This is a genomic window from Mucilaginibacter sp. P2_A5, from assembly GCF_056404995.1.
Genome location: NZ_JBFUCY010000012.1, coordinates 68,720 through 81,387 on the forward strand (window position 1 = coordinate 68,720; position 12,668 = coordinate 81,387).

Consider the following 12,668-nt stretch of genomic DNA (forward strand, 5'->3'; position numbering starts at 1 on the left):
TTACTTTGCTGCCTATTTCATTTTAACGGGGATATGATTTAAATTTGCTGCACAAAATTGAAAACGATATGTCATCAGTAGAAACTGCTTTTGTTAAATACAAGGTAAAAGACCTTTCACTGGCCGAATGGGGCCGCAAGGAGATTGAACTGGCCGAGGCCGAAATGCCGGGCCTGATGGCTTTGCGCCAGGAGTATGGCCCGAGCCAGCCTTTAAAAGGTGCCCGTATTGCCGGTTGCCTGCACATGACCATCCAAACCGCTGTTTTAATTGAAACTTTAATTGCACTTGGCGCCGAGGTTACCTGGTCGTCATGTAATATATTCTCAACCCAGGATCATGCCGCCGCTGCTATTGCTGCTGCCGGTACTTCTGTTTACGCCTGGAAAGGTATGAACGCCGAAGAGTTTGACTGGTGTATTGAGCAAACCCTTTGGTTTGGCGAAGACCGCAAGCCATTGAACATGATATTGGACGATGGCGGCGATTTAACCAACATGGTTTTAGATCGTTTCCCTGAGCTGATTGCTGATATCAGGGGTTTATCTGAAGAAACTACTACAGGTGTACACCGTTTATATGAGCGTATGAAAGCCGGTACGTTACCAATGCCAGCAATAAACGTTAACGATTCGGTTACCAAATCGAAATTTGATAACAAATATGGTTGCCGCGAATCGTTGGTTGATGCCATCCGTAGGGCTACCGATGTGATGATGGCCGGTAAAGTAGCCGTTGTTTGTGGTTACGGCGACGTAGGTAAAGGTTCTGCAGATTCACTGCGCAACTCTGGCGTACGTGTAATTGTTACCGAAATTGACCCTATCTGCGCGTTACAGGCAGCAATGGAAGGTTTCGAGGTTAAAAAATTAGGTACTGCTATTAAAGAGGCCGATATTGTGGTTACCGCTACAGGTAACAAAAACATCGTTCGCGAAGAGCATTTCCGCGCTTTGAAAGACAAGGCTATTGTTTGTAATATTGGTCACTTTGATAACGAGATTGACATGGCCTGGTTAAACGGCGCTTATGGCAACACCAAAATCGAAATTAAACCACAAGTTGATAAATACACCATTGATGGTAGCGATGTTATCGTTTTAGCAGAAGGCCGTTTGGTGAATTTAGGTTGCGCAACCGGTCACCCAAGCTTTGTAATGAGCAACTCGTTCACCAACCAAACTTTGGCTCAATTAGAGCTTTGGACCAACGGTGCTGCTTACAAAAACGAAGTTTACACCTTACCAAAACACCTTGACGAAAAAGTTGCCCGCTTGCACCTTGCCAAAATTGGCGTTGAACTGGAAGTACTTGACCAGGACCAGGCCGATTATATTGGCGTAACTGTTGAAGGTCCGTTTAAACCGGAATACTACCGTTACTAATTTGAGGTAAAAGGTTAAAGGCGAAAGCTGAAAGGTTTTTGCGTGGATATATAAAAGGCATGGTTTTAGGACTGTGCCTTTTTTGTGACGCAATATTTTGCGTTTCCCACGTGGGAATCTCAAATTCATAAGCATTAGTTAGCAGCCAATAACGCAAAAAAAAGCAGCGGAATTTCTTCCACTGCTTTTTTCATTTTATATCGCTTATCGTTATTTAACAGGGATAATATCTATAATAACGGTTCGGTTGTAAAAGCGCTCTTCAACTAAATTATTTTCAAATGGAGCGTTGCCAGCATCCTCGCCAAAACCTATGGTCTCAAACTTTACATTGGTTTTGCCGGCTTTAGCTAACGCCCGTTCCAAAGTATGCTGAACGTCCAGTGCGCGTTCTTTAGATAATTTCATATTGTGATCTTCCTCACCAATGTTATCGGTATGTCCGTGAATAATAACAGTTGATCCATCGGTAATAGAGGCTGATACAACATCAGTTAAAAACTTATCATAAGATGCAATAGAGTTCGATCTGTCAAAATCATACAGAACGCTGTAGCGCAAGCCTTTGGTTGGTGTTTCGTCCTGGCGTATCAAATGTACCGTGCTTTCTTTCCTGACAGGAGTGCCATTACGGGTTTCACCGGTCATTGCAATTTTGTAATCGCCTGATGCGTTGTTGCCTAAAATAGCAGCGCCGGGAATACTTGCCTGGTCGTCAATAAACGGTCCAAAGTGCTGAACCGCGCCTTTGTCATCCGTAACATCTACCGACCATGATTTAAGCAATTGTTTGGCACTGTCGATATTTAAAATTATGTGACTGTCAAGCGGGTTGGCTTGTATGTCGTTTATCTGAACGGGCTTCATCATATCGCCACCCACTTCCGTCAATAATTCGGGTGATGTACTGGTGATATCTACACGACGGTCGCCTGCACGCAGTAATACCAACTCTTTGGTGCCGCCTGGTTGTTCTGACGGGATAAGTGGTTTGTTGCGGCCTGCAACGGCTATCCTTGATGCATCAATTGCAAATTGGGTAAGCAGGTATTGCTTTACAGCTTGTGCCAGCTCTTTACCATCTGCCGGGCCCTTGGCCGAAGCGCCGTTAAGCACAATAACGGCTGCCGGGTTTGATCTTAGCCTATCGCCTAAAATATTGAGGATATTGTGGTAAACATTAAGCTGCCTTGCAGAGCGGCCCGCCATATTATCGGACTGCTCGTTTTGCAATTGTTGCTCCCTGAAGGTGGCTGCCTGGTTTGTTGACAGTGTTAGATATCTTGACGGAATTTGGTTCGATCCTTCATCAAAAAACACCGAATTACGCAAAGGCAGTGTTTCGCTTACCTGGCGTTTTAAAGGTACTGCTGTTGGTGCGGTTACCGTAAAAACAAATTCATGCATAGGCGGCGGTACGCTGGTTACCGTTTTAGGTGCAATTTTTGAAGCTTTACCAAATTTAAGTGCTATCCCGGCGCGCAACGTGGTAACCGACCAGCTTTCGATACTGCGCGGCTCCTGCCCAAAATATGGATGAAAAGAAACAAATGGCGAGATGCTTACCTTGGTAGTGCTGCTTGCCGGCGAAACCATAATATCATAACCGGCGCCAACCTGGCCCGAGATGAGGGTTTTGTGCATGGCGCTTAATTGGCCATTTGTATTAGGTTGCCTAAGCTGGGTATACTCAAAATCTTTACTGATGTTAAAAGCAACCCTTGGGCCGGCAAAAAAGTACAAGCCGGTTGAAGGCACCGTTAAACGCAGGCTTGGTTCAACAGCAATATAGCTGGTGTTGGTTTCTAAAGTGGCCGGGCAGTTACAGGGTGCCACTACATCCTTAAATTTGCCACCGCGGCCATCATAAGCTACATTAAGCATAACACCCAACACACTTGCCGGACGGTATTCTACCAGGACAGACCCATAAGGGCGTACGTCATGGCCTTTATGAAAAGCGGTAGGCGCTATTAATGAATTGTTTAACCGTTGGGTTGTGCCATCGTAAAAGTTAAAATTGGCAGCGCCAGATACACCAAACCACCATGTAGGGGTTATATTGGTTTGTGCTTTAACCGTTATGCAGGCTATAGCAACCATCAAACAGCAGATGATGGTTGTTTTAAGTATTTTATTGATTGGTAACATGAGATGTTTCTTTAAATATTTTGTTGACAGATAGTATTCAATCCCCAAAAGGGATTGAATACTGTTGATACTGATGTTGGCTTATTGTGGTACGTTAACAGTGGTATTTACCATAGTAACCGAAGCTACCAGGGATATAGCCCTGCCGTTTAGCACGGTTTGCACCGCGTTGCCGGCTGTTGAGAAGGTGATGCCTGCACTGGATATGATAGTACCTGTCATGATGCCGCCACCTGCGCCGTTAATTACAGCCGAGCTGCCTACATACCAGTAAACGTTTTTAGCAAGGCCACCATTTTTCATGATAACACTCCTGGCGCCTGCCGGGCCTGCTGTACCTACGGTAAGGCCGGCAGCTGTCTGGAAGATCCATACTGCGTTCGGATCGCCTTTGGCATCCAGCGTTAGGTCGCCATTGGTTACTTTAAATGTTCCGCTTGCCGATTTATATACGCCTGGAGCTAAAGTCAGGCCGCCTAATTCACCTGCGCCAGGGTCTATACCACCTGGTTTCGAGGCCGGGGATATACTATTGTAGGCAATGGTGGCGTCAAGTAATCCCTGTGTGGCAACTGCAAAAGAGGTTGCTGTACCCGGGGCCGGGGGCGCTGTAAATATGCCGCCTTTTACGTTACCCTTATTTAGCGGTGTTTCGGTATAAATATCGGCAGTCAAGCCATCATGGAAGCCTGTAACCAGGGTTGATGCGGCAGTTGTGCCAATTGCTCCGTTATTGATAACCGTATTTAGGCCCTGGTTGGTTACACCTGCATTGCCGCCGAAAGCGCCAAATTTTGCAGCATCACCCAAAAGCGGTGGTATAATGATTACGTTGAGTGTAAAGTTGGCCGTTACGTGTTTGTTAGCACTCATAACAACGGTTAGCGGATTATTGGTGCCTGTTGCATCGCCACTCCACGAGGTAAAGGTATAGCCGGGGTTTGCGGTAGCCGTTGCATTTGCCGACGAACCTGCTGCGTATGCACCTGACCCGGTTGTTGAGCCGCCGGCTGCCGGGCTTGATGTTAATACCAGTGCAAATTGCGATGCCGGTATAGCTTTAAAGTTGGCTACCAATTTACGGTTGCCACCAAGAATAAACTGGTAGCTTGAACTTGTGGAAACTACGTTTCCGTTATCCGTCCAGTTTACAAATGTGAAGCCGTTATTAGGGTCGGCCGTTACGGTTACGGCTGTGCCGGCATTGTAGGCACCCGATCCACTGGTTGTACCGCCAATAGCGGGGCTGGAGGTGAGTACCACCGCAAATTGTGAAGCCGGTATTAATTTGAAGTTGGCAACCAATGCCCGGTTGCCCGCCATGGTAAATTGATAGCTTGAGCTTGTTGATACAACGACTCCGTTATCCGTCCAGTTAGTAAACGTGTAACCTGTATTAGGCGCTGCGGTTACCGCTGCAACCGATGCCTGCGCAAATGTTCCGGCGCCATCGGTAACACCACCAAGGGTAGGGGTTGCCGTTAATGTTACCTGCGGAATTGTTGTAAATGTCCAGGTGTAGTCGCTTACCATTGCCGTGCGTAAAGTATCGGTTACTGATGCCTTAATTGTGCCCGTATACACGGCAAAAGGTAACAAGGGTTGGGCTGGCGTAAAAGTAAATACGGTGCCATTGCCGGTTATTGTACCGGCAATAGCGGTGGCGCCTTGTTGAATTGTAAATGTTTTGTTGGTAATTGTTGATGGCGCCATGCTGGTGTTAAAAGTAACCGCTATCGCTTTGCTCAAAACAACGTCTACAGCTTTATCAGCCGGGTCGGTTGAAACAACAACCGGGCATTCTCCTTTGATTTCACCTTTATAATCGTCCTTTTTGCATCCGGAGGTGAGCATGGTAACAAGTAACACCAGCGACAAAATTGCACCGAATGTTTTGGGGTAGCCGCGGCGTTGACGCATGTCGGTGACATCCATAGGCATAGTAAAAAATTTTTTCATAAATATAATTTGAAGTATAAATTGTAATGAATCTCCGGGGATCCTATTGGGTCAGATGGCAGGAGGGTACAAACTTAGGGCAAGTTTGGAGTGCCGGTGTTACATAACTTTGCTAATAAGTTATATAATTCACACGTTTACCAGGGTGTTTTGACTTTGGAAGCTAACGTGCTTAAACTGTGAGGGCGTTAAACCAGTTACTTTTTTAAACTGGGTAGATAAATGGGCCACACTGCTGTAATGCAGTTTCCACGAAATTTCGGTAAGGCTTAATTCGTCCTGCCATATCAGTTGTTTTACCAATTGAATTTTATTCATGATAATAAACTGTTCGATAGTGATGCCCTGCACATCCGAAAACGTATTTGCCAGGTAAGTATAATCACGGTTAAGCTTGTTACTCAGGTGCTCCGAGAAATTGATTTTCAACTGAATTTCTGAATGAAAGATCAAATCAATAATTACCTGCTTGATTTTTTCAATGAGGATGTTTTTTTTATTATCCATTAATATCAGCCCATATCTTAACAACGCAACGCCGGCCTGTTGAATTTGAGCTGGGCCGACGTCTCCTGTAACGGTTACCCTTCCCTGCTCAATCCCTACACACTTTAGCCCAGCCCTTCTCAGTTCAAATTCGACGATAATTTTGCAGCGGCTGCTGACCATGTTTTTTATAAAAAGGTTCATTGTTCTATTCATTGCAAAACAAGTGCCTTTAAATTTTTTTTGCCGGTTGTCCACAGTTTTGGTTGATCGAGGCAATTTTACTTTAATAATATAATGCCCACAGACGCAATAGGGGGCATTAACATTTACCCCCTGCAATGAAAACCAATATGTGCTGTTGCCATAATTGATAGAACTATAGGTTGTAATTTTATGCTGTTTATGATTAGTATATAGGAATTTTTTAGTAATTCAACGAAAAAGACAAGCTTCAGTCAACGCCGCCATCGTCATTTGTGCGGCATTTTGAGTTGTTAATGTACCATATAAGATATATAGGGCAGAGTTGAAATTGGTGAGGCCTCCATGTGAGGATCAAAGGGGCATGAATACTTACCCGATTGACTGTAATTTTAAAGTATTGGCGCAGATTAAATTATGGTTAATTTTAAACTGGTCCCTTATAAGTAGGCGTATTATTTATTATTTTAGTGCCTCAAGGGGCTTTGTTGCACATTCCTGGCCATGCGGCCATATACAAAGTTAATTTGTAAATAGAGGGGCGTTGTTTCACATCGGCAACGTTCCCATTAACAAAGCAATTTTCTAAATTTTCATTTACACTATCAATTTAAAACAATGAGCAAAATTACAGTAAAAGACGGAACTGAAATTTATTACAAGGACTGGGGAACGGGCCAACCGCTTGTTTTTCACCACGGCTGGCCATTATCGGGCGATGACTGGGATGCGCAGATGATGTTTTTCCTTCAACAGGGGTTCCGGGTTATCGCTCATGACCGCCGCGGGCATGGCCGGTCCAGCCAAACAGCAGTCGGAAACGATATGGATACCTATGCTGCAGATGTGGCCGAGCTTACCGAGGCCCTTGATTTAAAAGACGCCGTGCACATTGGCCACTCCACAGGCGGTGGCGAAGTTATCCGCTACGTTGCAAAATATGGCAAAGGCCGTGTGGCCAAAGCAGTGCTCATTAGCGCGGTTACGCCTATTATGGCGCAAACCGAAAGCAATCCCGACGGTATCCCAATGTCGATATTTGATGAGATCCGCGAAGGAACCGCTACGCGCAGGACGCAATATTTCCAGGATTTTACCATCCCTTTTTACGGATATAACCGCGAGGGGGCCAAAATATCGCAGGGCGTTAAGGACAATTGGTGGCGCCAGGGAATGATGGGCGGAATAAAAGCGCATTACGATTGTATCAAAGCTTTTTCGGAAACAGATTTTACAGAAGACCTTAAAAGCGTGGATGTACCTGTATTGGTTATGCACGGCGAAGACGACCAGATTGTTCCATTCGCGCTTACCGCGCTAAAGGCTGTAAAGCTTGTGAAAAACGGAACACTTATTTCATACCCAGGCTTCCCTCACGGAATGCCTACAACAGAGGCTGCAACCATTAATAAAGATTTGCTGGCGTTTATTAAATCATAAAAGATAATCCGGTTTAAATCGCCCATAGTTAAAACAGCTGTCATCATTTATGGTGGCAGCTGTTTTAATTAAGTGTTTTATTGAAGGATCGCCGGGCTCGAAAAAAATAAAATTGTCAAAATAATTGTGTTTTTGACACTTTTAAATTAATATTGGTGGTCGAATTTTATTGCGCTACACAGATAGCCGGTTCGATAGCCAATGCCAATATGCCTGATAATATTTAAAAAAGATTTATTTATATGGAAGTCCGGAAACACGCGCGGTTTTTTTTAACTGTATTTTCGACAACAGTAATGCTTGCTTCGGGTGTTATTGCTCAGCCTCAGCATCACAAGCCGGCAAAAAAGGCCGCCAAAGCAGATGCCTGTTCGGCCTATTTGTTTACCTATTTTACAGGTAACAAAAAAGGTGAAGCTATCCGTTTTGCCTTAAGTAACGACGGTTACCATTACCGGGCCCTTAATAATAACCTGCCGGTTCTAAGTTCGGCTGCCATAAGTACAACAGGAGGAGTGCGCGATCCGCATATCCTGAGGGGAGCCGATGGGAGAACGTTTTATATGGTGGCTACCGACATGAATACCGAGAAGTACGGCTGGGGTCCGGATACGGCTATGGTGCTGATGAAATCTACCGATTTAATAAACTGGACATCGCATACGGTTGTTGTGCCGGAGGTATTTAAGGAGTTTGTGGGCGTAAACCGGGTGTGGGCCCCTCAAACCATTTACGATCCTAAGCTGCATAAGTATATGATATATTGGTCGATGCGATTTGGTAACGAGCCGGATAAAATTTATTACGCCTATGCCAACAAAGATTTTTCGGGACTGGAAACCCTGCCCAAACAACTATTTTTTAAGCCCGACAACGGTGCCTGTATTGATGGGGATATTGTTTATAAGGATGGAAAATATCACCTGTTTTTTAAAACAGAAGGTTCGGGAGCCGGAATTAAAATTGCCGTATCGGATAAGCTGACAGAAGGTTATGTGTTGATAGATAAATATATACAGCAAACCAAATCGCCGGTTGAAGGCGCCGGTACTTTTAAGTTAAACAACAGCAACGCCTACATACTAATGTATGACAGGTATACCGAAGGTAAATACCAGTTTACCCGCACTACCGACCTGGAACATTTTACAGCGATTGATAACGAGGTAACCATGAACTTTCACCCGCGGCATGGTACGGTTATGCCGATAACTGCTCAGGAAGCTGCCCGCCTAACCGCCAAATGGGCAAGCACAGCAGATGTGATGCTGTCGCCCCGGTCGGGCCAGGTAAAAAAGATCAATGTGGTGTTAGATTCTGCCAGCCATACGCTCATACTGCCGGTACTGCCCGGTACCAATTTAAAGGCCTTTAACCCGGCGTTTAACGTATTGCCCGGTATAACAGTGACACCCACTTCGGCACAAAACTTTACTAAAGGCGCGGTAAACTATACGGTGACCATCAACGGGAAAAAGGCGGATACTTACCAGGTAAAGGCAGTGGAAAACCATAACCCGGTAATTGAAGGCTATTATGCCGACCCCGAGATATTGTATGCCGAAAAAACCGGCAAGTTTTATTTGTACCCTACCAGCGATGGTTTTGACGGCTGGAGCGGCAATTATTTTAAGGCCTTTTCATCGGCCAACCTGGTTAACTGGAAGGATGAAGGCGTGATACTTGATTTGCCCAAAGATGTAAGCTGGGCAAAAAAGAATGCCTGGGCGCCCTGTATCATCGAAAAAAAGATAAACGGCAGCTATAAATATTTTTACTACTTCGCGGCCGCGCAAAAAATTGGCGTAGCCGTGGCAAATGATCCGGCTGGCCCTTTTGTTGATTCGGGTAAACCACTGCTTGATAGTTTGCCGGCAGGCGTAAAAGGCGGCCAGCAAATAGATGCAGATGTTTTTACCGACCCCCAAACAGGTAAAAGTTATTTATACTGGGGCAACGGTTATATGGCCGGCGCCGAATTGAATGACGATATGATCTCGCTAAAAGCGGGCACCACCAAAATATTAACGCCCGACAGGCATTATAATGAAGGCACTTATGTAATTTACAGAAAAGGTATTTATTATTTCATGTGGTCGCAAAACGATACGCGCAGCCCGGATTACGCGGTACATTATGGCACATCCAACTCGCCGCTTGGGCCAATAACGCTACCGGCAAGCAATACGGTAATTGCAAAAAAGGCTAACGAAGGCATTTACGGTACCGGGCATAATTCGGTGATCCAAATTCCCGGTCGCGATGAATGGTACATAGTATACCATCGTTTTAATTATCCCAAGGGCATAACCATGGGCGATGCCGCCGGCTACAACCGCGAAGTTTGTATAGACAAACTGGAGTTTAATGCCGATGGCAGTATAAAGGAAGTGGTGCCTACACATAAAGGTATAAGCGCTGTTGTGGTACACAAATAGGCGCGCTCCTGTTTAGCGTAAGGTTATTGGGTAAAACAATGGAAGGCCTCGGCCTTTTTTTGTTGGGCGGAAATAAATACATTTAATCATGATTTACCAGGCTTTAATGTGTCAATTCCGGGCGGCAGCTATTGCACTATTGTTTTTTATTGGCCCTTTGTTGCTGCGTGCTCAAAACAATGTCGATTTTAAGCCTTTAACAGCAGATAATGTAATGGTTGATTAACTTAATCAACCATTCACCAAATCCAACCAATCAACCATTCATCACCCCAAAAAAACTCGCTTAAATAATTAACCCTAAGCTATTGCCAGAAATTTTGAAAACCGTAACTTTGCAAACTTAATTTTGTTATAACAATGTCAAAAACCCAGGCGAATACCAAAGTTGCAACACCGGAAACCAATTTCGGACAGAGTGGCAACTTCGTACGCGAGAATCAAAAAAGCTTACTTTTTATAGGCGGCGCTGTAGTGGCCCTTATTGTAATTTACTTTTTATACCTTAAAGTGTACTTAGGTCCGCTGGAAACCAAGGCGGCCAACCAAATGTATGTTGCGCAGGATTTTTGGGCTAAAAAAGACTGGGACAAAGCCATCAACGGCGATGCCAGCTACCCTGGCTTTAAAAAAATAATAAGCGATTACAGCAATACAAAGGCTGCAAACCTGGCCTATTTTTACCTGGGCACGGCCTACCTGAACAAGGGCGAATTTCATAAAGCGATAGAAAACCTGAACAACTACCGCGGCGACGACAGCATGGTTGCTGCCGAGGCTTACGGAAGCACGGGTGATGCTTATGTTGAACTGAAGGATTACAGCAACGCTGCAACCTATTTCAACAAAGCTGTTGATAAGGCAAAAAACAAATTTTTATCGCCGCTTTACCTTAAAAAATTAGGCTTGGTTTACGAAGAAACTAAAGACAATAAATCGGCAAGCGAGGCTTACAACAGGATCAAAACAGAATATCCTGAAAGCGCCGAAGCTCAAAATATCGACGAGTATATTGCTCGTGTGGAAGCGAAACTATAATTGATTTCAGAATTCGGATGTTCGATTTCGGATTTGCAGATTGGTAATATTACCTTTGCGCAAATCGGGAATCGAACATTTGGTTTATAACCACCTGTCATGCTGAGGAACGAAGCATCTGTTAACAAACTTTGCAGGCGTAAGTGCCTGGTGCAGAATAGATGCTTCGTTCCTCAGCATGACAGAGTGAAAAACACAAAAATAACAGACAAATAATGGCCTCTCATCTAAAAAACCTTTCAGACTTTTCGCATACTACCATACCATCTGCCGCACCGTACCGTTTTGGTATTGTGGTGGCCGAGTGGAATGCCGAAATTACCAACGCACTATACCAGGGCGCTTATAGCAGCCTGGTTGCTAACGGGGCTTTGGAGGCTAATATCATGAGCTACACGGTACCCGGCAGCTTCGAGCTTACATCGGGTGCCGACCTGCTGCTGAAAACCGGCAAGCTTGATGCCGTGATTTGTTTGGGCTGCGTAATACAAGGCGAAACCCGCCATTTTGATTTTATTTGTAACGCGGTTGCAAATGGCGTAAGCAATGTTGCCATAAAATATGCAAAACCTGTTATATTTGGGGTGTTAACTACTGATAATCAGCAGCAGGCCATTGACCGCGCGGGCGGCAAACATGGCAATAAAGGCGACGAAGCCGCAATTACCGCCATAAAAATGGCAGCGCTGGCCGAAACATTGAAGGGTTGATTTACGTTATACTGTTAAGTACAAAACACAATGAAAAAATTTATTTACATAGCTATTATAGCGATTGCGGCTGGTAGCATATCATCATGCTCCAACAAATTATGCCCTGCTTATGGTTCATACCCTAAGAGTGGCCGCTAACAGGAAAATGTCATTTTTGTAATCTGCCGACCACTATCGGCAGATTTTGTGTTATAATTACGTTGGTGAAGAAGACTTAAGAATCAAGAGTCAAGACAAAAAAAGCAACCGTATAATGGCGGTGTTGCCTCAAACTTAAAGAAGTGATTTTGTCTTGTTAATTGACCGCTTTATTGCAGCTATCTTGATTCTTAATTTTGGAATCTAATTTAAAAAATATGAACTGGATATCGCTTACGTCGGCCGATCAGCTGAACGAGATAAAGAACCATGAGGGTTACAGCCTGATTTTTAAACACAGCACACGTTGCTCCATCAGCATGATGGCCAAGCGCCGTTTTGAGTTGGATTGGGAAGACCTGCCCGAAGATATGCCCCTTTATTTTTTAGACCTGATCAGTTACCGCGATCTGTCGGCCCAGGTAGCCCAGCTTTTCCATGTTCACCACGAGTCGCCACAATTGTTGCTGATAAAAGACGGCGAGTGCGTGCTTGATCAATCGCATGGCGCCATTTCTGTAGAAGAAGCGCTGAGCGTTTTAAATTAATGCTTCTGGCAGGTAACCAACGGCCTGCCAACCCATAGTACTTGTGATGTTCATGGACAGTTATCCAAATGAAAATCAAAGAAGGCATGCTTTTTCCCCTATCTGAATAACAGGCGGATGGTACTTTAAATTATATCTGTTTGATACCATACAAATGGCGGTTTTCAG

Annotated in this window: 10 protein-coding genes; 7 read left to right on the top strand and 3 right to left on the bottom strand. The window is 44.6% G+C overall.

Going from position 1 to position 12,668, the window contains the following annotated elements; all coding sequences use genetic code 11:
* The first annotated feature begins 68 nt into the window (after positions 1–68).
* On the top strand, positions 69–1,385 hold the full coding sequence (gene ahcY / locus AC1DXF_RS12165) for an adenosylhomocysteinase (protein WP_477448912.1): 1,317 nt from the start codon (positions 69–71) through the stop codon (positions 1,383–1,385).
* Positions 1,386–1,595: 210 nt separating this feature from the next.
* Here ahcY and AC1DXF_RS12170 read toward each other — a convergent pair whose 3' ends face one another.
* From AC1DXF_RS12170 to AC1DXF_RS12180, 3 genes are all read right to left on the bottom strand, one after another.
* A complete protein-coding gene (locus AC1DXF_RS12170) occupies positions 1,596–3,536 on the bottom strand; it encodes an outer membrane beta-barrel protein (RefSeq protein ID WP_477448914.1) in 1,941 nt (646 codons plus the stop codon).
* Between the two features lie 81 nt (positions 3,537–3,617).
* Positions 3,618–5,495 carry an ice-binding family protein gene (locus AC1DXF_RS12175; RefSeq protein ID WP_477448916.1) on the bottom strand — a complete coding sequence of 626 codons (1,878 nt, stop codon included), beginning with the start codon at positions 5,493–5,495 and terminating at the stop codon, positions 3,618–3,620.
* Between the two features lie 129 nt (positions 5,496–5,624).
* A complete protein-coding gene (locus tag AC1DXF_RS12180; RefSeq protein ID WP_477448918.1) occupies positions 5,625–6,185 on the bottom strand; it encodes an AraC family transcriptional regulator in 561 nt (186 codons plus the stop codon).
* Positions 6,186–6,803: 618 nt separating this feature from the next.
* On the opposite strand from AC1DXF_RS12180, the gene AC1DXF_RS12185 reads away from it, so the two are divergent.
* From AC1DXF_RS12185 to ytxJ, 6 genes are all read left to right on the top strand, one after another.
* Positions 6,804–7,625 (top strand): alpha/beta fold hydrolase, encoded by an 822-nt coding sequence (locus tag AC1DXF_RS12185; RefSeq protein ID WP_477448920.1) that lies wholly within the window; start codon positions 6,804–6,806, stop codon positions 7,623–7,625.
* Positions 7,626–7,867: 242 nt separating this feature from the next.
* Complete coding sequence (locus AC1DXF_RS12190; protein ID WP_477448922.1) at positions 7,868–10,063, top strand: glycoside hydrolase family 43 protein; 2,196 nt, start codon at positions 7,868–7,870, stop codon at positions 10,061–10,063.
* An 88-nt stretch (positions 10,064–10,151) separates the two neighbouring features.
* Entirely contained in the window at positions 10,152–10,289 is a 138-nt protein-coding gene (locus tag AC1DXF_RS12195) for a hypothetical protein (protein WP_477448924.1), read from the top strand.
* 134 nt (positions 10,290–10,423) lie between these two features.
* Complete coding sequence (locus AC1DXF_RS12200) at positions 10,424–11,101, top strand: tetratricopeptide repeat protein (RefSeq protein ID WP_477448926.1); 678 nt, start codon at positions 10,424–10,426, stop codon at positions 11,099–11,101.
* Positions 11,102–11,316: 215 nt separating this feature from the next.
* Positions 11,317–11,811, top strand: a complete 495-nt coding sequence (ribH, locus tag AC1DXF_RS12205) for a 6,7-dimethyl-8-ribityllumazine synthase (protein WP_477448928.1) — start codon at positions 11,317–11,319, stop codon at positions 11,809–11,811.
* Between the two features lie 359 nt (positions 11,812–12,170).
* Positions 12,171–12,500 (top strand): bacillithiol system redox-active protein YtxJ, encoded by a 330-nt coding sequence (ytxJ, locus tag AC1DXF_RS12210; RefSeq protein WP_477448930.1) that lies wholly within the window; start codon positions 12,171–12,173, stop codon positions 12,498–12,500.
* The last annotated feature ends 168 nt before the right edge of the window (positions 12,501–12,668 follow it).

Excerpts from the sequence above, each read along its gene's own strand:
- ahcY (WP_477448912.1), top strand. The coding sequence starts at position 69 with ATGTCATCAGTAGAAACTGCTTTTGTTAAATACAAGGTAAAAGACCTT.
- AC1DXF_RS12170 (WP_477448914.1), bottom strand. The coding sequence starts at position 3,536 with ATGTTACCAATCAATAAAATACTTAAAACAACCATCATCTGCTGTTTG.
- AC1DXF_RS12175 (WP_477448916.1), bottom strand. The coding sequence starts at position 5,495 with ATGAAAAAATTTTTTACTATGCCTATGGATGTCACCGACATGCGTCAA.
- AC1DXF_RS12180 (WP_477448918.1), bottom strand. The coding sequence starts at position 6,185 with ATGAACCTTTTTATAAAAAACATGGTCAGCAGCCGCTGCAAAATTATC.
- AC1DXF_RS12185 (WP_477448920.1), top strand. The coding sequence starts at position 6,804 with ATGAGCAAAATTACAGTAAAAGACGGAACTGAAATTTATTACAAGGAC.
- AC1DXF_RS12190 (WP_477448922.1), top strand. The coding sequence starts at position 7,868 with ATGGAAGTCCGGAAACACGCGCGGTTTTTTTTAACTGTATTTTCGACA.
- AC1DXF_RS12195 (WP_477448924.1), top strand. The coding sequence starts at position 10,152 with ATGATTTACCAGGCTTTAATGTGTCAATTCCGGGCGGCAGCTATTGCA.
- AC1DXF_RS12200 (WP_477448926.1), top strand. The coding sequence starts at position 10,424 with ATGTCAAAAACCCAGGCGAATACCAAAGTTGCAACACCGGAAACCAAT.
- ribH (WP_477448928.1), top strand. The coding sequence starts at position 11,317 with ATGGCCTCTCATCTAAAAAACCTTTCAGACTTTTCGCATACTACCATA.
- ytxJ (WP_477448930.1), top strand. The coding sequence starts at position 12,171 with ATGAACTGGATATCGCTTACGTCGGCCGATCAGCTGAACGAGATAAAG.